Annotated in this window: 14 protein-coding genes; 7 read left to right on the forward strand and 7 right to left on the reverse strand. The window is 71.5% G+C overall.

Features of this window, described 5'->3' with window-relative positions; genetic code table 11:
* Positions 1-2 precede the first annotated feature (2 nt).
* Both J5X86_RS01120 and J5X86_RS01125 read right to left on the reverse strand, forming a co-directional pair.
* Positions 3-1,616 carry a sensor histidine kinase KdpD gene (locus J5X86_RS01120; protein WP_208514964.1) on the reverse strand — a complete coding sequence of 538 codons (1,614 nt, stop codon included), beginning with the start codon at positions 1,614-1,616 and terminating at the stop codon, positions 3-5.
* Positions 1,617-1,862: 246 nt separating this feature from the next.
* Positions 1,863-4,613: a SpoIIE family protein phosphatase gene (locus J5X86_RS01125; protein ID WP_374229207.1), complete on the reverse strand. Its 2,751-nt coding sequence runs from the start codon at positions 4,611-4,613 to the stop codon at positions 1,863-1,865.
* 254 nt (positions 4,614-4,867) lie between these two features.
* Between J5X86_RS01125 and J5X86_RS01130 the strand changes: the two genes are divergently transcribed.
* Positions 4,868-5,341, forward strand: coding sequence for a hypothetical protein (locus J5X86_RS01130; RefSeq protein WP_208514966.1), 474 nt, complete (start codon positions 4,868-4,870; stop codon positions 5,339-5,341).
* 48 nt (positions 5,342-5,389) lie between these two features.
* Positions 5,390-6,928 carry an ATP-dependent DNA ligase gene (locus tag J5X86_RS01135; RefSeq protein WP_208514967.1) on the forward strand — a complete coding sequence of 513 codons (1,539 nt, stop codon included), beginning with the start codon at positions 5,390-5,392 and terminating at the stop codon, positions 6,926-6,928.
* A gap of 103 nt (positions 6,929-7,031) precedes the next feature.
* Here J5X86_RS01135 and J5X86_RS01140 read toward each other — a convergent pair whose 3' ends face one another.
* Entirely contained in the window at positions 7,032-8,237 is a 1,206-nt protein-coding gene (locus tag J5X86_RS01140; RefSeq protein ID WP_208514968.1) for an alginate lyase family protein, read from the reverse strand.
* Positions 8,238-8,394: 157 nt separating this feature from the next.
* On the opposite strand from J5X86_RS01140, the gene J5X86_RS01145 reads away from it, so the two are divergent.
* Entirely contained in the window at positions 8,395-9,471 is a 1,077-nt protein-coding gene (locus tag J5X86_RS01145; protein WP_374229208.1) for an endonuclease/exonuclease/phosphatase family protein, read from the forward strand.
* Positions 9,472-9,510: 39 nt separating this feature from the next.
* On the opposite strand, the gene J5X86_RS01150 is transcribed toward J5X86_RS01145, so the two are convergent.
* Together J5X86_RS01150 and J5X86_RS01155 are read right to left on the reverse strand one after the other, a co-directional pair.
* Positions 9,511-10,560 (reverse strand): LysR family transcriptional regulator, encoded by a 1,050-nt coding sequence (locus tag J5X86_RS01150; RefSeq protein WP_240450624.1) that lies wholly within the window; start codon positions 10,558-10,560, stop codon positions 9,511-9,513.
* 268 nt (positions 10,561-10,828) lie between these two features.
* Complete coding sequence (locus J5X86_RS01155) at positions 10,829-12,913, reverse strand: PhoX family phosphatase (protein ID WP_208514970.1); 2,085 nt, start codon at positions 12,911-12,913, stop codon at positions 10,829-10,831.
* Between the two features lie 270 nt (positions 12,914-13,183).
* On the opposite strand from J5X86_RS01155, the gene J5X86_RS01160 reads away from it, so the two are divergent.
* The 3 genes from J5X86_RS01160 to J5X86_RS01170 all read left to right on the forward strand — a co-directional run bounded on the left by J5X86_RS01160 (position 13,184) and on the right by J5X86_RS01170 (position 17,958).
* Positions 13,184-15,538 carry a VWA domain-containing protein gene (locus tag J5X86_RS01160; protein WP_243979186.1) on the forward strand — a complete coding sequence of 785 codons (2,355 nt, stop codon included), beginning with the start codon at positions 13,184-13,186 and terminating at the stop codon, positions 15,536-15,538.
* Between the two features lie 172 nt (positions 15,539-15,710).
* Entirely contained in the window at positions 15,711-17,444 is a 1,734-nt protein-coding gene (metG, locus tag J5X86_RS01165) for a methionine--tRNA ligase (protein WP_208514971.1), read from the forward strand.
* A gap of 118 nt (positions 17,445-17,562) precedes the next feature.
* Complete coding sequence (locus J5X86_RS01170) at positions 17,563-17,958, forward strand: DNA-binding response regulator (protein WP_208514972.1); 396 nt, start codon at positions 17,563-17,565, stop codon at positions 17,956-17,958.
* Positions 17,959-18,017: 59 nt separating this feature from the next.
* Here J5X86_RS01170 and J5X86_RS01175 read toward each other — a convergent pair whose 3' ends face one another.
* Positions 18,018-18,947 carry an intradiol ring-cleavage dioxygenase gene (locus tag J5X86_RS01175; protein ID WP_208514973.1) on the reverse strand — a complete coding sequence of 310 codons (930 nt, stop codon included), beginning with the start codon at positions 18,945-18,947 and terminating at the stop codon, positions 18,018-18,020.
* A 148-nt stretch (positions 18,948-19,095) separates the two neighbouring features.
* The gene (gene aspS, locus J5X86_RS01180; protein ID WP_208514974.1) at positions 19,096-20,931 is read right to left on the reverse strand and encodes an aspartate--tRNA ligase; all 1,836 of its coding nucleotides are present in this window, start codon (positions 20,929-20,931) and stop codon (positions 19,096-19,098) included.
* A 117-nt stretch (positions 20,932-21,048) separates the two neighbouring features.
* Here aspS and J5X86_RS01185 point away from each other — a divergent pair, with 117 nt between their 5' ends.
* Positions 21,049-23,235, forward strand: a complete 2,187-nt coding sequence (locus J5X86_RS01185; protein ID WP_208514975.1) for a SpoIIE family protein phosphatase — start codon at positions 21,049-21,051, stop codon at positions 23,233-23,235.
* The last annotated feature ends 25 nt before the right edge of the window (positions 23,236-23,260 follow it).

Raw genomic sequence — 23,260 nt, forward strand, 5'->3', positions numbered from 1 at the left:
TGTCACGGCTTGTCGTTCTCGGCAGGCTCGGCGGACTCGGCGGATACGGCAGGCTCGGCGGACTCGGCGGTCTCGTTGTGCTCTGCGGATACCGAAGGCTCGGTGTCACACGGGGCACCGGTGGCGGAACCACCGCGGGCCGCCTGGCGGAAGGCGCCGAAGCGGGCTCCGGCTTCCTCGGGTCGTGGACGGCTGATCTTGGCCTTGGGTTCCGCCTCGGCCGCCTGGGCGGCCGCCCGGGTGGCGGCGGCCAGCGTCTCGCCACGGCGCCGCTTGGGCAGTCCGTTGACGGGCCGTGGGGGCTGCGCTGCGGGCTCCGGCGCGGTGGGCTCCGGCGCGGACGACGGCGAAGGGGGCAGCGAAGGGGACGGCGAGGTGGCGGGTGCGGGGGCCGCCGCGGCGGGGGCCTCGGTGGTGGTGGCCGTGGACGCGACGGCCTGGGCGGACGCCTGCCGGGGGACCCCGGAGCGGACGGAGCCCGGTGCGTCGAGGACGACGGCGTCCTGGTTGACGTGCGTGATCAACTGCTGCGGGATCAGGACGACCACACCGGTGCCGCCCCGCGCGGACGGCCGGAAGGAGACGGTGAGCCCGTGCTTACGGGCCAGACAGCCGACGACGGCCAGGCCCAGCCGGGTGCCGGACAGGCTCATCAGGTCCAGGCTCTCGGAGGAGACGGACTTCTGGGCGCGGTCCAGGGCGGCCGGGCCCATCACGAGTCCGCCGTCCTCGATGGTCACCACGACGCCCGCGTGCGTCTCCTCGACGTACACATGCACCTCCTCGGTGGGAGGCGAGAAGCTGGCGGCGTTGTCCATCAGTTCGGCGAGGGCGTGCATGACGCCCTCGGCCGCGTAACCGGCCACCGCGGCGTTGCTGGCCGAGTGGACCCGTACCCGCTGGAAGGCGCTGATCCGGCCGATCGCGCCGCGCAGCACGGACTCCATGACGATCGGCTTGGTCCAGCGGCGCCCGGAGCGCGCACCGGTCAGCACCGCGATACTGTCCGCGATCCGGCCCGCCTGGGCGGTGGTGTGGTCCAGTTTCAGCAGATCGCCGAGGACGGTCTCGTCGTGGCGGTTCTCCATCTCCCGCAGATCGGCCAGCATGCTGGTGGCCAGCGCCTGGACACGGCCCGCGGCGTTGGCGCACGCGGCCATCGCGGAGGCGCGCATCCGCTCACCGTCGCCGATCTCGCGCAGCAACGCCCGCAAGAGCTGCTGATGGGCCCTGCTGGTGGGGCGCTCCATGCGGGTGATCACGGTTTCCGCCGAGCCGCCCTCGCGCAGTCTCCGCACTGCGGACGGAATCGTTTCCTCGGCGATCCGGGTGGCCTCGATCTCCTTGGCGGCGGCCGCGGTCTCCAGCTCCGTGACCCGCTCCTGGAGACGGCCGATGGTCCGCGAGCGGTTGGTGGCGACCGCGAGCGCCACCCCCAGCAGCACGGCGGCCACTCCGCAGAAGACGGCGACGGAGGCGCGCTGGGCGGAGGGCACGGCGCTGGTCACCCACAGTCCCGCTCCACCGGCGACGACGGCTGCCAGCAGGGGGACGGTCAGGGCCCCACGTGTCACCGAGGGCCCTTTGTACGGATGGCTGGATATGTGTGCTGACATCTATCAGGTCCTCATGGGCGCGTTGAGGGTTTTTGGCTGGACCACGCGGACATCAAGCCGTGGGCGCCACATGTTAGTAGAGTCACGTCACTTTGACCGGTCCCGCTCATCACATGGATCATGACGGTCCGTCAAATCGGAGCGTCGAGAAGCGTCACCTTCCGGACGCATATGCCGCTGCCATCGCTCGCAAGCGTTCCCGACCCGGAAACGTCACGGATCCGGAAGCGTCCCGCCCCCGAAGCTTCACGGAATCGCCAGCTCGGCCCAGATGACCTTGCCGTTCGAGGTGTAGCGGGTGCCCCAGCGCTCGGCGAACTGGGCGACCAGGAAGAGCCCCCGGCCACCCTCGTCCGTCGTCGCCGCGTACCGCAGATGCGGGGAGGTGCTGCTGGTGTCGGAGACCTCGCAGATCAGGGCCTTGTCGCGGAGCAACTGCACCCGGATCGGGCCGGTCGCATAGCGGATCGCGTTGGTGATCAGTTCGCTGAGCACCAACTCGGCGGTGAACGCCGCCTCGTCCAGCCCCCACTCCGCCAGCTTCCGCATCACCTCGGCGCGCACCCCGGCCACGGCGGCGGGGTCGGACGGCACGTCCCAGGAGGCCACCCGGTCGCCGCCCACGACCCGGGTACGGGCGGCGATCAGGGCGATGTCATCGCTCGGGTTGCTGGGCAGCAGCGCGTCCAGCACCTCGGTGCAGATCTCGTCGGGCGTCCGGCCGGGGTGGGACAGGGCGTCGCGCAGCATCTCAAGACCGGTGTCGATCTCCCGGCGGCGGTCCTCGATGAGCCCGTCGGTATAGAGGACGAGATGGCTGCCCTCGGCCAGTTCCACCTCGGCGGTCTCGAACGGCAGCCCGCCCAGGCCCAGCGGTGGCCCGGCGGGCAGGTCGAGGAACTCCACGGAGCCGTCCGGACGCACCAGCGCGGGCGGCGGATGACCGGCCCGCGCCATCGTGCACCACCGCGTCACCGGATCGTAGATCGCGTACAGACATGTCGCCCCGGTGATCCCCTCACTGCCGGCGCCATCGCCATCCGGCCCGCCAGGGCCCTCGTCCTGGTCGATCCGGGCGATCAGATCGTCGAGGTGCGACAGGATCTCGTCGGGCGGAAGGTCGAGCGTGGAGAAGTTGTGCACCGCCGTCCGCAACCGCCCCATCGTCGCCGCCGCGTGCAGGCCATGCCCCACCACATCGCCCACCACCAGCGCCACCCGCGCCCCCGGCAACGGGATGACGTCGAACCAGTCGCCCCCGACCCCCGACTCGGCCGGCAGATAGCGGAAGGCCACATCCAGCGCGTTCTGCTCGGGCAGGGCGCGGGGCAGCAGGCTGTGCTGCAGGGTGACCGCCATCGTGTGCTCACGGGTGTAGCGGCGGGCGTTGTCGATACAGACCGCGGCGTGCGCGGCGAGCTCCTCGGCGAGGGACACCTCCTCCTCTTCGAAGGGCTCGCGCTGCTTCATCCGCCAGAAGTTGACCACGCCCAGCAGCACGCCCCGGGCCCGCAGCGGCACGGTGACCAGGGACCGGACGCCGTATTCGATGACCTTGGCGGTCTGCTCGGGGTCCTGCGCCTGCCAGCCGGTGGCCTCGGTGAGATCGTCCTCGACGACCGGCTCACCCTCGCTCAGCCCGAACGCCTGGGGGGAGGTCGGGACGAACGAGAACACCCGGCCGACCGGATAGAAGGGGTGGCCCTGGCCGGGCCGGATCCCGTGGACCGCCTCCCGGCGCATCTCGACACCGCCGACCGCCAGCGGCTCATCGCCGCGCGCCACGGGCTCCGCCAGGTCGACCGTGACGAAGTCGGCGAAGCGGTCCACCGCCACCTGTGCCAGCTCCTCGGCGGTCCGGGCCACATCGAGGGTGGTGCCGATCTCCACGCTCGCGTCGTACAGCAGCTTGAGCCGCTTCTGGGCCACGTCGGCACGGCCGGAGAGGGCGCGCAGTTCGGTGGAGTCGCGCAGGGTGGCGACGCTGCCGGGCGGCCCGCCGTCGCGGTCGGTCAGCCGGTTGTTGATGGCCAGCAGCCGGTCGCCGGCCACCAGCACCTCGTCGGTGACATCGCGCCCGGAGGCCAGGACGTCGGCGACATGGGGATCCAGGCCCAGATCGTCGACCAGCCGCCCCTCCGGCCGCGGCGGCAGATCGAGCAGCCGGGACGCCTCGTCGTTGGCGAGCACCAGCCGCCCGTCGCCGCCGACGATCAGCACGCCCTCGCGCACCGAGTGCAGCACCGCGTCATGGTGCTCGTACATCCGCGTCATCTCGACCGGGTCCAGGCCGCGGGTCTGCCGCCGCAGCCGTCTGCTCACCAGGGCGGTGCCGCCGGTGGCGAGGACGAGGGAGGCGGAGACGGCGCCGACGAGCAGCGGGAGCTGGCGGTTGGCGAGCCCGCTCACCTTCTGGATCGTGATCCCCGCGCCCACCAGGCCGACGACCTTGTGATGGCTGTCGAAGATCGGGGCGACCGCCTGCATCGCCGGGCCGAGGGTCCCGGGGCGGCTCTCGGTGATGGTGTGCCCCCGCAGCGGGGGGCCGATGTTGCCGATGAAGTGCTTGCCGATGCGGTCGGGCTTGGGGTGGGTGAGCCGGATGCCCTTCGGGGTCACCACCACGACGAAGTCGAGCCCGGATTTCTTCCGGGCGGCCTCGGCCTTCGGCTGGAGCGCCTTGGTCGGGTTGCGGGTGTGCAGGGCCTGGACGATGCCGGGGGAGTTGGCGAAGGATTCGGCGACCGCGATGGACCGGCCGCGGGCCTCGTCGGTGGCGTCGTGCCGCACCTGGAGTACCAGGGCGATGGTCGCCGCCGCGCCGAGCAGCAGCACGATCACGAGTTGGAGGACGAAGACCTGGCCGGCGACGCTGCGGACGCTCAGCCACGATCGAAAGCGCCGGCCCGCCACCTCCGGGCGCTCCCGGCGCCGACTCCGTGGGCGCCGACCGGGGATCATGCGGGCAGCCCACGATCGACCCATAAACCGGGCCATACACATACATCTACACCGGGAAATCCTGGAAGGCGAATCCCCGCTTCCGCCGGCCGGGCGCGAAACGACAAGGCACATACAGTGCGCGACTTTCCGTGCCTAATCGATTACGGAGCGCTCCAGCGGGGCGTATTCACGATGGCGAGGTGCCGAAGCCGGGGGTCTATGCAAATCTGAGAAAAAGGGCAATTCACCCTTATTGCCGTCAATCGGTGCCGACGCGGCACCGATTGCGCCTGACGAAGGAGCCCGACATGGCCAGTCACGCCGGTGGAGTTCAGACAGGGGTCGCCCCGGGCCACGCGCACCGGGCGGTGAGTGGATGGCTCGTCTTCGCGGCGGTCATGATGATCTTCAGTGGGCTGATGAACCTGCTCCAGGGCATCTCGGCCATCCGGACCGACCGGGTGTTCCTGGTCACGCAGAGCTATATCTTCCAGTTCGACCTCGCCGGCTGGGGATGGGTCCACTTCGGCGTCGGCATCGCCCTCCTGCTCTCCGGGTTCGCGGTGTTCACCGGTGCGATGTGGGCCCGGGTCACGGGTGTGGTGCTGGCCGGGCTCGCGCTGAGCGCCAACTTCCTGTGGCTGCCGTACTACCCGGTCTGGGCCACTGTGCTGCTCATCATCGACGCCCTCGTCATCTGGTCGCTGTGCGCCGGGCCGGGCCGCAGCGGCGCGGGAGGACGCGGCGAAGCGGGACGCGGCGAGGCGGGACGTACCGCCTGAGAGCCGGGGTGCCTGGCTTCCCGGCGGGGTGCGGGGCAGGCTGGAGCCATGCTGCTGGCTGATGTCGCGCTGACCTCCCGCCAGGTCGCGGCCACCTCCGCCCGCTCGGAGAAGATCGCCGCGCTGGCCCGGCTGTTCCGGCGTACGGAACCGGCCGAGGCGGCCGTGGTGATCACCTACCTCGCGGGCAAACTGCCCCAGCGCCGGACCGGAGTGGGCTGGTCCACCCTGCGCCACCGGCGGGAACCCGCCGCCGGGCCGACGCTCGCGGTGCTCGATGTGGACGAGGCCCTCACCCGGGTCGCGGCGGTCTCCGGCACCGGCGCGACCGCGGCCCGCAAGCGGCTGATGGGCGAGCTGCTGGCCGCCGCGACCAAGGAGGAGCAGGGCTTTCTGCTCGGGCTGATCGGCGGGGAGCTGCGGCAGGGGGCGCTGGAAGGGCTGGCCGTGGAGGGGCTCGCCGAGGCGGTGGGCGCACCGGCCGCCGAGGTGCGGCGGGCGGTGATGGTCGGCGGTTCGCTGGGCACCGTCGCCGAGGCGCTGCTGGCGCGCGGCCCGGAGGCCCTGGCCGACTTCCGGCTCGAGGTGGGGCGGCCGGTGCTGCCGATGCTCGCGCAGAGCGCCAAGGACCTGGATGAGGCCATGGACCGGCTGGGGCCGTGCGCGGTCGAGGAGAAGCTGGACGGGATCCGGGTCCAGGTGCACCGCGACGGCGAGGACGTACGGATCTACACCCGCACCCTCGACGAGATCACCGACCGGCTGCCGGAGGTCGTCACGGCGGCGCGGGAACTGGCGGTGGACCGGGCGATCCTCGACGGTGAGGTGATCCTGCTGGACGCCGAGGGGCGGCCACGGCCGTTCCAGGAGACCTCCGCCCGGGTCGGCTCCCGGCTCGATGTGGCCGGGGCGTCGGCCGCGCTGCCGCTGTCCCCCGTCTTCTTCGATCTGCTCGTCGTGGACGACCGCGATCTCCTCGACCTCCCGGCCCGCGAGCGCCATGCCGAACTCGCCCGGATCGCCCCCGGGCCCCGGCGGGTGCGGCGGCTGGTGGCCGACGACCCGGCGGATCCGGAAACCCGGCGGGCGGCACGGGAGTTCGCCGCCGACGTGCTGGCCCGGGGGCATGAGGGGGTGCTGGTCAAGGCGCTGAAGGCGCCGTACGGCGCGGGCCGGCGCGGGGCGTCCTGGCTGAAGGTCAAACCGGTGCACACGCTGGATCTGGTGGTGCTGGCGGCGGAGTGGGGACACGGCCGCCGCACCGGGAAACTGTCCAACCTCCACCTGGGCGCGCGAGCGGCGGACGGCACGTATCTGATGCTGGGCAAGACCTTCAAGGGGCTCACCGACGCGATGCTGGAGTGGCAGACACAGGCGCTGCTGGGGATCGCGGTCAGCGACGACGGCTGGGTGGTGCGGGTGCGCCCGGAGCTGGTGGTGGAGGTGGCCTTCGACGGGCTGCAGCGCTCGTCCCGCTATCCGGCGGGCGTCACGCTGCGGTTCGCGCGGGTGCTGCGCTACCGGGAGGACAAGCCGGCGGATCAGGCGGACACGGTCGAGGCGGTGCTGGCGCTGCGCGGCGAGTGACCGGCCGGGGCCGGGAGAGCGCGAGATCTCGGGCGGTCCGGGGCCCCGGACCGCCCGACCCCGGGCCGCCAGGCGGTCCGGGGTCGGGCGGGATCGGGAGCGATCAGGAGGGGTTCTCCGCGTGGGTCAGGGTCTCCCAGCCCAGGAAGAGGCTGTTGGTGCCCGCCGGGCGCTGCTGCTCGGTGAGCTTCTGGGTGTTGGCCATGGCGATGCCGAGGCGGGTGTGCAGGGCGTTGTAGCCGACCTCGGTGATCGGGCCGAGGCCCCGCTTGACACTGCCGCCGCACAGCCAGGACGGCACGCCCTCGCCGAGTTCATACTTCGACTGGAAGCCCAGCGCCTGCCGCAGCCGCTCGCCCACCTCGGGGTAGAGGTCCTGGCCCTGGATGCGGCTGGTCTCGGCGACATGGGCGATGGAGGCGATGCCGTATCCGGTGTGGGTGAAGTCGCGGCAGGTCTCCTGGGTGAGGCCGGTGACGAAGGTCGTCTGGCCCTGCCAGTACTTGACGATCTTGTCGCGGGTGTCCAGGCCGCTGCCGGGCGCGGTCTTGGGCAGGGAGCCGTCGGACTGCAGGTAGATGTACGCGGGGACGCGGCCGCGGAACTTCGCGACGGCCTTGTCGTAGCTGGCCCGGTCGTCGAGGAAGACGGAGATGCCGGTGGCGGCCTCCATCATCACCAGCTCCCAGTTGCCGTTGGAGTTCGAGCCGCCGATGACCTTCGGGAGGTAGACGTTCCGCAGCATGGTGGAGAAGCGGCTGATGGAGGCGTCCGACCAGCCGTCATAGGTGTAGCGGATGATCTCGGCCGCCCGGGGCCAGGAGGATCCGGCCCAGCCGGTCTGCAGCGGGGCGTTGCTGTTGGTGTGGTCCTTGATGGTGGCCGACCAGGCGTCCATGATCTGGATCGCCTTCTCGGCGTAGCGGCTGTCGCGGGTGACGTACCAGGCCAGCGAGAGCGAGTAGGCGGCGAGCGCGTCCTGGCGCTCATCGGTGCAGCCGAGGTTGGGGTCGGAGTACGGACCGCATTCGACGACCGCCCGCGGCTTGGGGGTGCGCGACAGCGAGGCGTACGGGCTCGACAGCATCGCGTCGTACGCGCCCTTCCAGGGCTGCGCACCGGCGTTCACCTTGGAGCGGACGAAGTCGAGCTGGGCCTGGCTGACCAGGACGCCGGGGTGGGTGAAGGCGGCGGCCTTGGGTTCGGCGGACCGCTGGGTCTGCCCGGCCGTGGCCGGGCCGCTGAGGATGCCCGCGAACAGCGCGGCCAGCGCTGCGGCGAGGGCGAGATACAGGGCTCTGGTGCGCATGGGGGCGGCTCCTGACGGTGGGGTTCGTGTATATGAACGACGGATGCCGACATGAACTCCTGCGATGCTCCGGGAAGTTAGCTCATGAACACGTCAAGGTCTAGACCTGCGGGGCGTAGGAGAGAATGTGCGCCCCGCCCCGATCGAGAGGCCCAGCGTGGAGACGACAGTCGCGGAGGACCAAGGCACAGGCCCCGGCCGACCGCCCGGCGCCCCACGCGGCGCCCGGGGCACCTGGGGCGCGGTCGGGCGGCTGCTCCGGCTCCCCGGCGGACGGGCCCGGCGGACGGCGGCCTGGTCCGCGATGGTGCCGCTGGCCCTGGTCAGCGTGGTGGTGCTGTGCCGGGCCGCGGACATCGACGGCATCACCCCCATACCGCAGCTACTGGCCTTTCTGCCCTGGCTGCTGGTCCCGGCGGCGCTCGGGCTGCTGCTCGGCACGGCCGCCCGCTGGCCACTGGGGTGCGGCTGGGCGCTGGCGGCAGCCGCGGCCACCGGGTGGTTCATCCAGCCGTACGACGGCGGCACCCCGCCCGAGCCGCACGGACCGGTCCTCGCCCGGCTGCGGGTGATGACCGCGAACCTCGAGTTCGGCCAGGCCAGGGACGGGCTGCTGACCGCGCTGCGCCGGGAGCGGCCAGACCTGGTCGCGGTGCAGGAGTGCGACACGGAGTGCGCCGAGGCGCTGGACTCGGCCGCCGTCCGCGCGGCCTACCCGTACCGGAGTATCGCCCTCGGCGACAGCCCCGCCGCGGGCTCGGCGATCCTGAGCCGCCACCCGCTGACCCGGGAGGAGGGGGTGCGCGGGACGCTGCGGATGCCGGGCGCGGTCGTCCGGATCGCCGGGCAGCGGCTGCGGCTGCAGGTCGCGCATCCCATGCCGCCGATGCCGGGCCAGTTGGACGTCTGGCGCACCGAGCTGGGGCGGCTGCGGGCCTACGCCGCCGGGCGGGGTGAGGAACCCACCCTGATCGCGGGCGACTTCAACGCCACCCAGGACCACGCCGCCTTCCGGGCCGTCCTGGACACCGGGCTGCGGGACAGCGCACGGGCCACCGGGGTCTCCCGCACGCCGAGCTGGCCGAGCGCCACGGCCCCGGTACTGGGGGCGCAGATCGACCATGTGCTGGCCAGCCGGGCGCTGCGGCCGCGCACGGCCCGCTTCCTGGATCTGCCGCACACCGACCACCGCGCGCTGCTGGTGGAGCTGGACCTGTACGGGCCGCAGGGCTGACCGGCGGCTCGGCGGCTCGGCCCTCGCTCGGGTCGCGGCTCAGCTCTCGCTCGGGTTGTAGGAGTTGGCCAGCTCGAACGGATCGGGCTCCAGGCCCGCCGTGGGCCAGCGCTGCTCCCGCTGCCAGCGCGCGTTCTCCTGGGCGAGCGCGTCCCAGAGCAGATTGAGCGGATGGGCCGCGTCATAGGACGCGCGCTCACCGCGCCGGGTGAAGGCGCCCAGCAGCACCTCCAGCCGTGGCCCGGTGTCATTGACCAGCTCGACCGCGCGCAGCCCGCGTCCGTACGCCACCCGCGGATCGCCCGCCGCGTCCGCGACCCCCTTGGTGACCAGCATGCAGCCGCGCAGCAGACCGGAGCGCAGCAGCTCGAAACCGTAGTTGACGGTGTCTATCTCGGCGGCGATGCGCAGCTTGTTGCGGTAGTCGCCGCCGAACCAGGTGTGCAGCACCCCGGCCATCAGCCCGCTGGCCGAGACCACCAGCGGCAGGGAGCGCAGCGCGCTGCTCGGGGCGGTGGGACCGGGCAGCTCGGCCTCGGACAGATTGGTCAGCAGCGAGACCCCGCTGCGGCGCCACTCCATCACATCGAAGGCGGCGAGTTCATCGTCGCCCTCGGGCCGGGTCACCACGGAGCCGCACACCAGGTCGACATCCTTGGCGCGCAGCTTGGCCAGTACGTCCCGGGTGCGCACATGGCCGACCTTGAGGTCGATGGCGCGCTGCCGGAACTCCTCGGACACCCGCTCCCCGGCGCCCGCCAGATAGCTGAGGGTAAATCGAGTGGTGCCCACCACCAGGGTTTTTCCCAGGCGGCGCCGTGACTCATGGATGCCGTCCAGCCACTCGCCGAGAGTTCCGCGCGCCAATTCGACCAGGGCTTCTCCGGTGCCGGTGAACAGCACGTCCTTGCCACGCCCCTGCTTGAGTATGAGGGGTTCGCCGCAAAGCTCGCGAAAGTTCCGGTTCATGGTGTCGATCTGCTTTTGCACGCTGGACTGTTCGCGGCCCAGAATCCGTGCGGCGCCCAGTGCGGTACCGGCCTCATGGACCATGATCAAGGTGCGCAACTGGTCCATCGTGGTGTCCATGAGCGCGAGTGGGCTCTGCGCCCAACGGCCGCGCCGATCCGTCGTCGGTGGTCCGAGCGACCCTGGTCTCACCATGATTTCCCCCGCTTTTCAACTTCTGCCGTTTTCCTGACTCCAGAGTTTAGTCAGCGACCCCGTGATAACTCGGGTCCGTATGAAGCGAGAAGCGGAGATAAATGAGCGGCTCGCGGACGACCGGACGGCCCCTGGCGCCCGTACGGACACCAGGGGCCGATCGCCGCGCGGCCGGCGCTGCCGCGTTTGCGGGTCAGGCGCCGATGTCGCCGCCGTCGCGCCGCCAGACGCTGACCACGGACGGCCGGGTCAGCTTGCCCGGGCCGTCGGGCCAGGTGGACGCGGGCTTCTCCACGCTCGCGCCGTCGAGCTCGCCCGGGTGCTGCACGGCCACCAGCACGCGCCGCTCCTGCACGATCGGGCCGCAGGTCTCGGCGCCGTTCGGCACGGTCAGGAACTGCTTGACCTGGCCGCGGCGGCTGCCCGCCGTCGCCACACCGAACAGCCCGTCGTGGTTGCCGAGCGCGTTGCCGTCCGTGGAGATCCACAGATTGCCGTGCACGTCGAAGGTGATGTTGTCCGGGCAGGAGATCGGGCTGACCTGGTCCTTGGGGAAGCCGCCGAAGTAGGTGCTCGGGTCCTCGGGGTCGCCGCAGACCAGGAACAGCCGCCAATTGAAGCGGGTGGAGCCCGGGTTGTTCCAGCGCTCGGTCAGCTCCAGGATCTGGCCGTGCTTGTTGGCGTTGCGCGGGTTGGCCTCGTCGACGGCGGCCTTGCCCTCCTTGCCGCGGTCCGTGTTGTTGGTCAGCGCGATGTACACGCGACCGGTGCGCGGGCTCGGCTCGACGTCCTCGGGGCGGTCCATCTTCGTCGCACCGGCCTTGTCGGCGGCCAGGCGCGTGAAGACGTACACCTCCTCGGCGGTCATCCCCTCCACGAAGGAGCGGTCGCCGCAGGCCAGCGCGATCCACTCACCGCCGCCGTCGAACTCGCCGTCCTTGGGCAGCTTTCCGGTGCCGTCGATCTCGGCGGACGGGCTGTCGCCGGTGAACTTGGCGACGTACAGCGTGCCCTCGTCCAGCAGCGTGCGGTTGTGCTCGCGGGCGATGCGGCTGTTGCCCTTCATCATCCGTTTGGCGGAGACGAACTTGTAGAAGTAGTCGAACTTCTCGTCGTCGCCCATGTAGAGGACCGGACGGCCGTCGGTGGTCAGCCGGGGCTCGGCGGCCTCGTGCTTGAAGCGGCCCAGCGCGGTCAGCTTGCGCGGGGTGGAGTCGGGGTCGAACGGGTCGACCTCGATGACCCAGCCGAAGCGGTGCGCCTCGTTGGGCTCCTTGGCGAGGTCGAAGCGGTCGTCGAAACGCTCCCACTTGCGCTCGGAGGCGCCGTCCTCGAAGCCGTAGCGCTTCAGGCCCGCCTTGACGGCCGGGTCGGTGACCTTGTCGGGGTTGGCGAAGTACTGGTTGAAGTTCTCCTCGCCGGAGAGCACCGTGCCCCACGGCGTGATGCCGCCACCGCAGTTGTTCAGCGTGCCGAGGATGCGCTTGCCCGACCGGTCGGCGGAGGTGCGCAGCAGCTCGCTGCCCGCCGCCGGGCCGGTGACCTCGAACGGAGTGGTCGCGGTGATACGGCGGTTGAGGTGGTGGCGGGGCACGGCGGTGAGCCGGCCCAGCCGGCGCTCCTCGGCCGTCACGACCACGGACAGCCCGTGCGCGGCCCAGCCGATCTCGGCCTGCTCGCGGGTGGGGTTCTCCGGGTCGTACCCGGCGAACATCAGCACCTCGTCGGTGTACTCATGGTTGACCACGAGCAGCTGATGGTCGCGCTCGCCGGGGACGTCCAGCACCGCCATGTAGTCATTGTTGTAACCGAACTGGCCCGCCTGGGCCTTGGCGCTCTGCTTGGCCGGGTCGAACGCGGGCGCACCGCGCAGGATCGGGTCACCCCAGCGGAGCACCACGTTCTGGTCGTGGCCCTCGGCGGCGACCACGGTGTCCTCGGTGTTGGGGGCCACCGGCGAGAAGCGGAGGCCGCGGGCGGCCTTGTCGTGCTTCGCCTCGGCGGCGGCACCGGCGGTGGCGGCCGCGTCGCCCGACGCGGCGGATGCCTGCGGCGCCCGCTCGATCGCCACGGCTCCGGTCGCGGCCGCCACGGTCATCACCGCACCGGCCCGCAGAAGGGAACGGCGCGAGGCGGCAGCGGCGACAACGTCGCCCACGTAGGCGTTGTCAGAGGTGTTCGGCGTCTCGTGAAAGCAGGCGTCGCCACAGCGGTACCGGCACGTCAGCGCGGAACGACCGCCCGGGTGCGAGCTGATGAGCGGCAGGAGGTTGCGCACGTCTTCCCCTCCGTAAGGGTGTCACGTATGAGCTTCGAAGGGCCCCGCATGGGCAGTACGCCGACGCGGTCCGGGCCGACATGACGTCGGGATCCTTTGGCGGCGAAGCTATGGGCGTAGAACCGCACGGTGGCGACGAACGCCTGAACCAGAGGTGAACGAAGCGCGAGCGGAATCGGCGGAAGAGGGCCGCCGGGCGGCCCGCTAGCCTTTCGGCACCACGGTCATGCACCGCCATGCACCGCACTCGACACGTGAGAGGTATCTCCCATGGGCATACGGGACCTACTGCGCAAAGTTTTCGGCCGCTCCCGAACCACGGGGGTGGACGAAGCTTCTGCCGCGCCGGAGGCGGAGGTTGTCCCGGACCCCCAGTCGGCCGAGCCGGAGCCGAAGTCGGCGGAGCGCCAGTCGGCGGAGCCGACGGCAGACGAGAAGGCCGAGTCCGAGGCTGCGTCGGACGTCGAGCCGAAGGCCGAGTCCGGCGTCGAGCCGAAGGCCGAGGTGGAGGCCGAGGTAGAGGCCGAGCCCGAGCCGAAGGCTGAGCCGAAGCCTGAGCCGACCGCGGACATGGCACCGGCCCCGGACTCCCCCGACGACGAATCCGCGCACGACCCGGCCCTGTCGGCTCCGCTGAAGTCCCTCGACGAGATCCTGAAGTCCCCCGCGCCCGAGGACACGACAACCTCCGGCGACGACGCACCGGTTGAGGCAGCGGCAGCGGCCGACGCGAAGGAGACGGACACCGCTGAGGCGAAGGCAGAGGCGGACGAGCCCAAGCCCGCCGCCGAGGCCGAGGCAAAGGCCACGCCCGAGCCGGACGTTGAAGCCCAGCCCACGCCTGCGGACGGTGCCGACGCCACGTCCCCCACCACCCCCGCGGCCGACGCCGAACCCGAGCCGACGCCCGAACCGGCGGCCGAGGCCGAGGACAAGACGGAAGCAACCGAGGCCGCAGCGGAACCTGAGGCGAAGGCGGAGTCCGCCACGACGCCCGAGGCAAACGCAGACGAGCCCAAGGCTGCCGCCGAGGTCGAGACCGAGACCGAGGCGGCCGTAAAGGCTGACGACGAGGCCGTCCCGGCCACCGAGACCGACAACGAGCCTGCCGAGACCACGGCCAAGGCCGTGGCGGAGGCCGAGCCTGAGCCCGCGACCGACCCGGCGCCGGAGACCACCGAGCCGGTGACGGAGACGGCCGAGCCGGTGACGGAGACGGCCGAGCCGGTGACGGAGACGGCCGAGCCGGTGACGGAGACGGCCGAGCCGGTGACGGAAGCCGCCGACGCATCCTCGGCGGAGGCCGACACCACGCCCGAGGCCGAGGTTGCGGAGGACCCCGCGCCGGAGACCGCCACGGCGGAGACGGCAACCGCCGCGGCGCCCGAGGCGGCCGCAGAGACCGCCGCGCCCGAGGGGAAGGCAGCGGCAGAGGCTGGCGACGAGGCCATGCCCGCGGCCACGAGCGACGACAAGCCCGCTGCGGCAGAGGCCGAGGCCAAGGCGGAAGCCGAACCGGAGGCCACGGCGGAGGCCGAGCCCGCGGACGACGGCGATGCCGCGGCGGCTCCGGCGGCGGCGAGTGCCGATGCCGAGCCCAAGGCCGAAGCCGAGGCGGCAGCAGAGGCTGACGGCGAGGCCGCCCCGGCGGTCGAGACCGATGACAAGCCCGCCGAGGCGGAGACCGAGTCCGAGGCCGCCCCCGCAGCCAAGGCCGATGACGAGTCCGCCGAAGCGGAGACCGCCCCCGAGCCCGAGGCCAGCCCCGCGGCCAAGGCCGATGACAAGCCCGCCGAAGCGGAGACCGCCCCCGCGCCCGAGGCCGCCCCCGCGGTCGACCCCGAGCCGGTGGCGGTCGCTGCCGCCGCCCCCACCGCCGCCAAGGCCGACGCACCCACCACCGCCACCGCATCCGCCATCACGCCCGCCGACCTCGAATCGCGGGCGCCCGGGCTGGTCGGGGCCTTCGCCGCCGCGGGGGAGGCCATCCAGGCGCATGGGCTGGCCGGGCAGCGGGCGGTCGTCTACCTCGTGCTGGACCGGTCCGGGTCGATGCGGGGGTACTTCAAGGACGGCACCGTGTCGCACCTCGCCGAGCAGGCGCTCGCCCTGTCCGCGCAGTTCGACGCCACCGGCACCGTGCCCGTCGTGTTCTTCTCCACCGACATCGACGGCACCGCCGACCTCGAGCTGGACCAGCACACCGGCCGCATCGAGGAGCTCCACGGCTCGCTCGGCCACATGGGGCGGACGAACTACCACACCGCCGTCAACGCGGTCATCGAGCACTACAAGGCGTCCGGCACCACCGACCCCGCGTTCGTGATCTTCCAGACGGACGGCGCGCCCACCGCCAAGACCGCCGCCGAGAAGGCGCTGTGCGAGGCGGCGGGGCTGCCGCTGTTCTGGGAGTTCCTGGCGTTCGGGGACCCGGAGGCGAAGGGGTTCGACTTCCTCCGGAAGCTGGACACCGCGCCCGCCCTCGCCGTCCCGGAGAAGCGGGCGGTCGACAACACCGGCTTCTTCCACGCCGGGCTCGACCCGCGTACCGTCGCCGACGCCGAGTTGTACCGGGAGATCCTGAAGAAGTTCCCGGGCTGGCTGGCCGCCCGTACGCAGGGCTGACCAGGGGGCGCACCACACCCGGCAACCCACCAGGAACCACGCCGAGCACCACACCGGGGGCCATCCGTCGCGGAAAAAACGCCGCGCGGGTGGCCCCCGTCACTCGGATACGATATGGGCGGCTCAGCAGGGCCAGAAGTCACTTACCGTATCGACTCGGGAGCAGCCTGCAATGGCTCGACACCTCATCACCAGCGCCCTTCCCTACATCAACGGGATCAAGCACCTGGGCAACATGGTGGGGTCCATGCTCCCGGCCGACGTCTACTCCCGCTATATGCGCCAGCGCGGCCATGACGTCCTCTACATCTGCGCCACCGACGAGCACGGCACCCCGGCCGAGCTGGCCGCCAAGGAGGCCGGGCTGCCGGTCGACGAGTTCTGCGCCCAGCAGCACGAGGCGCAGAAGGCGATCTACGACGGCTTCGGGCTCGCCTTCGACTACTTCGGCCGCAGCTCCTCCGCGCAGAACGTGCAGATCACCCAGACGATCGCGCGTGAGCTCAAGGCGAACGGCTTCATCGAGGAGCGCTCGATCCGCCAGGTGTACTCCAACGCCGACGGCCGCTTCCTCCCCGACCGCTATATCGAGGGCACCTGCCCGCACTGCGGCTACGACAAGGCCCGCGGCGACCAGTGCGAGAACTGCACCCGCGTGCTCGACCCGACCGACCTGATCGACGCCCGCTCCGCGATCAGCGGCAGCAGCGATCTGGAGGTCCGGGAGACCAAGCACCTCTTCCTCCTCCAGTCCAAGCTGGCGGAGGAGGTCGCCGCCTGGGTCGACGAGCGCGGCAAGGACTGGCCGACGCTGGCCTCCTCGATCGCCCGCAAGTGGCTGAACGAGGGGCTGCAGGACCGGGCGATCACCCGCGACCTGGACTGGGGCGTGCCGGTGCCGGCCGACACCTGGCCGGAGCTGGCGGCCGAGGGCAAGGTCTTCTACGTCTGGTTCGACGCGCCGATCGAGTACATCGGGGCTACCAAGGAGTGGGCAGACCTCGACCCGGCGAACCGCGACTGGAAGTCGTGGTGGTACGACGTGGACGAGGCGGTCCGCTACACCGAGTTCATGGCGAAGGACAACGTCCCGTTCCACACCGTGATGTTCCCGGCCACCCTCCTCGGCACCCGGGACGCCTGGAAGAAGGTCGACTACGTCAAGGCGTTCAACTGGCTGACGTACTACGGCGGGAAGTTCTCCACCTCCCAGAAGCGCGGGGTGTTCACCGACGCCGCGCTCGAGGTGCTGCCCGCCGACTACTGGCGCTACTTCCTGATGGCGAACGCCCCGGAGTCCGACGACACCTCCTTCACCTGGGAGCACTTCACCGCCACCGTCAACAAGGACCTGGCCGACACCCTCGGCAACTTCGTCAACCGCGTGCTGTCCTTCTCCCGTAAGCGGTTCGGCGACGAGGTCCCGGCCGGGAAGGCCGCCGGGGAGGCGGAGGAGCGGCTGGGCGTGGAGATCGCGCGGCTGCTGGCGGAGTACGAGGAGCACATGGACACGCTCCAGTTCCGCAAGGCCGCGGCGGCGCTGCGCGCCCTGTGGAGCGCGGGCAACTCCTACCTGGAGGAGAAGGCCCCCTGGCTGGAGATCAAGACCGACCAGGAGGCCGCGGCCCTCACCCTGCGTACGGCGATGAACCTCATCCACCTCTACGCGATCGTCTCCGAGCCGTTCATCCCGGCCTCGGCGCGGGCCATGCGGTCGGCGTTCGCGCTGAGCGAGGACACCGCGGTCTGGGTCGGCCAGGAGGAGGCGAAGGCGCTGGCGTCGGTTCCGGCGGGCACGGCCTTCACCGTTCCCCCGGTGCTCTTCGCGAAGATCACCGAGGAGGACCTGGAGTCCTTCCGGGAGCGCTTCGGGGGCGCGGAGCAGAACGGGAACGGCGCCGCGTAGCAGGTCGGCGAGCGGCGCCGGATAGCCGCTCATGCGCGTGTTGATCGCGCGGCAACCGTTCGTTTAGTCCCCTCGGTGACCCTGTGGAGTCCATAACCACCGGGGAGTCGAGGAAGCAGTGCCGGACGCACGTGTCACGGTGACGGTCCACGGCCCCGACCCGCTCAGCCGGGCCGGGGTCGTGCGTCATCTGCAGCATCAACCCAGCGTCGAGCTGGTCGACCGGCCATGCCCGCCCGGCGACGAACCCCGCGGCGCCGTCGCCGTCATGCTCGCCGAGCGCCTCGACGACCGCGCCGGGGCGGAGCTGCGCCGCCTGGTGCGGGGCGGTCGGCAGCGGGTGGTGCTGATCGCGGGCGAGCTCCGTGAGACGGAGCTGATGGCGGTGATGGAGTACGGCGTGCAAGCCGTCTTATGGCAGCACCGGACCACGCCGAAGCGGCTGTTGCGCGCCGTGCACCGGGCCGCCCGCGCGGACCGTGGCGCACCGTGCGGCGTGGACCGGAGGCTGTGACCGAGGACGCCCCAGGGCTTCACCTCACCTCACCTCAGGGCTTCACCTCACCCAGGGCTTCAGAGGTCCGTGCCCTCGTGGGTCGCGTCGGGGTCGACCCCCAGCGTGAGGCTTCCGGTGACGCCCTTCTCGATCTTTCCCTTGCGGTACTTGAGGTTCAGCAGACCGCCCTGCGCGCCATTGCCGGGGTAGATCCCGTCCTCGTCGAGGGTGGTGCGCTCGGTGGTGCTGGTGTTGTACGGGGCCACCTCGGCCGAGGCGAGCACCGCCTCCTCGGCGAAGAAGAGCTGACCGGTGTGGCAGGTGTGGCCGCCCTCGTAACCGGCGTCCGTGAGCTTGCCGCCGACGTGCACCTTGGTGTGGATGTGCACACAGCGGCCCCGGTACCAGCCGGGGAAGACCGTGGTGAACTCGACGAAGCCGTGCCGGTCGGTGAGCTGGGTGCCGCGCAGATACCGCTTGTCGTCGGTCGGCTCCTGGTGGCCGCCGCCGGGCGGGCCACCGGTCGGAGCGCCCGTCGGGGCGTCGGTGGGCGGCGTCCCGGTCGGCGGGGTGCCGGTGGGCGGGGTGCCGCCTCCGCCGCTGCTCGAGCTCTCATACCCCGAGTAGAGCCCCAGCGCGTCGCAGTGCCAGATGTCGACGGCGGCCTTCGCCACCGGTTTACAGCTCTCGGAGTCGATCACTTTGAGGCGGAGGGTCATCGGAATGCCCTCCTTGTGCTCGGTGATGTCCTTTCTGATCTTGTCCGCGTCGATGTAGTACGGCCCCTCGGTCGTCTCCGAGGTGAGCCGGTAACAGACCTCCCCGGACGGAGAGGAGGCGGAGGCCGAGGGGGTGGCGGAGGTGGCGGAGGTCTCGCCCGCCGAGGCGGTGGTGGCGATGGCCGTTCCCAGGCCCGCCGCCGCGACGGCCGCGCCGCCCGCCACCACGACCCGCCGCCTCGTCAGGTCCCGCTGGGGGTCGACGTCGTTGCTCTGCTGTTCGGTCATGGCCCGGGACAGTAGGGAGGCAACCTGGCAGCCCCATGGGTGCCGGCTGTGAATGGCTGTGCGAAGCGCGTCATTCGGCCATCCGCAGACGCGGGGCGGGGGCGCGCCGTTCGGCACGCCCCCGCCCTGTGGGTCTCGTCCGGCCCGGCTACTCGGCGGGCTTCTCCGCCTCGGTGGCCGTCTTCGCCGCGTTCTCTGCCTTCTCGGGGGTCTCGGCCTTCTTGACCTGCGGCGGCTTGCGCACCGACAGGTGCAGCTCCCGCAGCCGGGCCTCGTCCACCTCGCTGGGCGCGCCCATCAGCAGGTCCTGCGCGTTGCCGTTGAGCGGGAAGGCGATGGTCTCGCGGATGTTGGGCTCATCGGCCAGCAGCATCACGATGCGGTCGACGCCGGGGGCGATACCGCCGTGCGGCGGGGCACCGAAGTGGAACGCGCGCAGCATGCCGCCGAACTCGCGCTCGACCTCTTCCCGGTCGTAGCCCGCGATCGCGAACGCCTTGTACATGACGTCCGGCTCGTGGTTCCGGATGGCGCCGGAGGACAGCTCCACGCCGTTGCAGACGATGTCGTACTGCCAGGCCAGGATGTCCAGCGGGTCCTTGGTCTCCAGGGCTTCCAGACCGCCCTGCGGCATGGAGAAGGGGTTGTGGGAGAACTCGATCTGCCCGGTGTCCTCGTTCCGCTCGAACATGGGGAAGTCCACGATCCAGCAGAAGCGGAAGACGCCGTCCTCGAAGTGGCCGGTCCGCTTGGCGGCCTCGACCCGCACCGCGCCCATGATCTTGGAGACCTCGTCGAACTCACCCGCACCGAAGAAGATCGACGTGCCGGGCTTGCCCTGGACCTCGGTGATCAGCTTCTCGACGTCCTCGTCGGTGAGGAACTTCGCGATCGGCCCGGTCAGCTTGGAGTCCTCGCCGATCCGGACCCAGGCCAGCCCCTTGGCGCCCTGCTCGACGGCGAACTCGCCGAGCTGGTCGAAGAACTTCCGGGGCTGGTCGGCGGTGTCGGGCACGGCCAGCGCGCGCACATGCTTGTCCGCGAACGCCTTGAAACCGGAGCCCTCGAAGATGTGGCTGACGTCCCGCAGCTCCAACTGAGCCCGCAGATCCGGCTTGTCGGAGCCGTACTTCAGCATGGCCTCGCGGAACGGGACCCGCGGGAAGGGCGAGGTCACATGGCGGCCGCCGCCGAACTCCTCGAAGAGCTCGGTCATCACCTTCTCGATGACGCCGAAGACGTCCTCCTGCTCGACGAAGCTCATCTCGACGTCGAGCTGGTAGAACTCGCCCGGCGAGCGGTCGGCGCGGGCGTCCTCGTCGCGGAAGCAGGGCGCGATCTGGAAGTAGCGGTCGAAGCCCGCGATCATCAGGAGCTGCTTGAACTGCTGCGGGGCCTGCGGCAGCGCGTAGAACTTGCCCGCGTGCAGCCGGGAGGGGACCAGGAAGTCCCGGGCGCCCTCCGGCGAGGTGGCGGACAGGATCGGAGTCGCCAGCTCGTTGAACCCCTGCGCGGTCATCTTCTGCCGGATGGCGGAGATGACGGCGGAGCGCAGCATGATGTTGCGGTGCATACGCTCGCGGCGCAGGTCCAGGAAGCGGTACTCCAGGCGCCGTTCCTCGCCGACCCCGTCCTCGGGGAAGACGGTGAAGGGCAGCGGGTCGGCGGCGCCGAGCACCTCGACGTCGGCGACCTCGACCTCGATCTCGCCGGTGGGCAGTTCGGGGTTGACGTTGTCCGCGCCGCGCGCGATGACCCGGCCGTCGATGCGGACGACGGTCTCCTTGCTGATCGAGCTCAGCGCCTCGTTGGCGGCGGTGTCGGGGCGCACCACGAGCTGGACCAGGCCGTAGTGGTCGCGGAGATCGATGAAGAGGATGCCACCCAGGTTCCGTCGATTGTGGAGCCAGCCGGAGAGCCGGACGTCGGTGTCGACGTCAGCGGCGCGGAGCTGACCACAGGTGTGCGACCGGTACCGATGCATCATTCATCCAAGTCGTCTGATCGGGAGGCGTGCGTACCCTCGTGAACTTCCGGCCAAGCCTACCGGCGCCGCGACCCTCACTGGTAAGCGGTTGGCAAATCCCCATAAGGTAGTGCAATGCGCACCGAGGACCTGCTGGCCGCCATAGCGACCGGCCTATGGCGTTGGGACAGTGTCTCGGGCGCCGTCAGCTATGACGCGGAAGCCGCCCGGCTGGTGGGCCTGCCCGCCGAGGCCATCACCCTTCCCGAGGCCGCCGCCCGCGCGTGTTTCCACCCCGCGGACTGGCTGGAGGTCAAGGCGATCGTCGACCTCGCGGTGGCCGAGGGCACCCTGGCCGAGGCCCGGCTGCGCGTCGTGGACGAGAAGGGCACCGTGCTGCGGACCGTGCGCACCCGGTCCCGGCCGATAGCGCGGGGCGGCAGCGAGGACGGCTACTACCTGCTCGGCACCCTCCAGGAGGTCCCCGACCCGCTGCCCGGCACCTCGGCCGCGGGGCCGCCGGTCACCGGCGACTGGCGGCGCAACCGTGAGGCGTTCCTGCTGGACGCGGGGCGGGCGCTGGCGGAGGCGATGTCCACCGCCGAGGTGCTGCGGGTCGCGGCGGGGCTGTCCATGCCGGGCTTCTCCCCGGAGGGACTCGCGGTCTTCGGCGTCCAGGGCGAGCGGATCTCGGTGATCGGCCACCACGGGCCGCGGACGGGCGCCGATCACCCCTTTCACGACATCGCGCTGGGCACCGACTATCCGGCGGCCGAGGTGGTCCGCACCGGCCGGGCGGTCTATCTGCCCACGCCGGAGGAGTACCGCGGCCGGTTTCCGGCCGCCTGGTCGCTCGGCCGGCCCCGTAAGCGCCGGTCCTGGGCGTTTCTGCCGCTGATCGTCGCGGGCCGCACCATCGGCGCGTGGATGGCCGGATTCGCCCATCCGGTGTCGTTCTCGCCCGATGAGCGCTCGGTGCTGACCACCATCGCGCGGATGCTGGCCCAGGCGCTGTCCCGCACCGCGCTCCAGGAGACCGAGCGGGAGCTGGCGGACGGGCTGCAGCGCTCGATGCTGCCCGCCAGCAAGCCCGATATCCCGGGGCTGACGGTGGCCGCGCGCTATGTGCCGACCGGCGGCGGACTGCAGGTCGGCGGCGACTGGTACGACGTGATCGGGCTGCCCTCGGGGCGTACCGCGCTGGTGATCGGCGATGTGCAGGGCCACGATGTGCACGCCGCGGGGATCATGGGGCAACTACGGATCGCGGTCCGGGCGTACGCCTCCGAGGGGCACCACCCCGACGCGGTGCTCTCCCGCGCCTCCCGCTTCCTCGCCGGGCTGTCGGCGCCGGACGGTGCTGACAGCCCGGACAGCCGGTACGACCCGAGGTTCGCGACCTGCCTCTATATGGAGGTGGACCCGGTCGCCGGCACCCTGGACATCGCCCGCGCGGGCCACCCCGACCCGGCGGTCCGGCTCGCCGACGGCACGATGATGGTCAGGCCCACGGCGGGCGGGCTGCCGCTGGGCATCGACCCGGACACCGACTATCCGACCACCCGGGTGGTGCTGGAGCCCGGCGAGACGCTGCTGATGTGCACCGACGGGCTGATCGAGACCGGCGGGCACGATCTGGAGACCGGCTGGGACCGGATCCGTAAGGTCTTCGAGCGGCCCGCCACCCTCACGAACGACTCCGGCACCCTGCCCTCCGACGACCTCGACTCCGACGACCTCGAAGCCCTCGCCGACTCCCTGGTGCAGGCCGTGCACGGGCCGCCCTCCCACCACACCACCGGTCCGCTCGCGGACCGCCGCGAGGACGACATAGCGCTGTTGCTGATCCGCCGGGAGGCGGAGGTGTGCCTGGTCGGGCCCGGTTCGGCGCCGGTGCGGCGGACGGCGGTCACGGTTGCGCAGGCCGAACCGGAGCGCATAGCGGGCACCCGGCAGCAACTGCGCGACATGCTGCACGACTGGGCCGACCCGGACCAGGTGGAGTCGGCGGTGCTGATGCTCTCCGAGATGGTCACCAACGTCCTGGTGCACACCGACGGGGACGCCCTGCTGGTGGCCGAGGTCAGCGGGCGGCACGGGGCCCGGCGGCTGCGGCTGGACGTCGCCGACAGCAGCGATGAGCTGCCGCACCGCCGGCGGCCGGGCGAGCTGGCCTCGTCGGGACGCGGGCTGCTGCTGCTGGAGATGCTCGCCGACAACTGGGGGGTGGATCCGCGCGGCGACGGCAAATGCATCTGGTACGAGCTGCACGAGGCCGCGCCGGATGGCGCGGCCCCTTCGTCCCCGCCCGACGGCGCCTAGTCCCTTTCGGCCGTTCGTGGTGTCG

Source organism: Streptomyces sp. NEAU-YJ-81 (assembly GCF_017592595.1).
In the GTDB taxonomy this organism is placed as follows: Bacteria; Actinomycetota; Actinomycetes; order Streptomycetales; family Streptomycetaceae; genus Streptomyces; species Streptomyces hygroscopicus_B.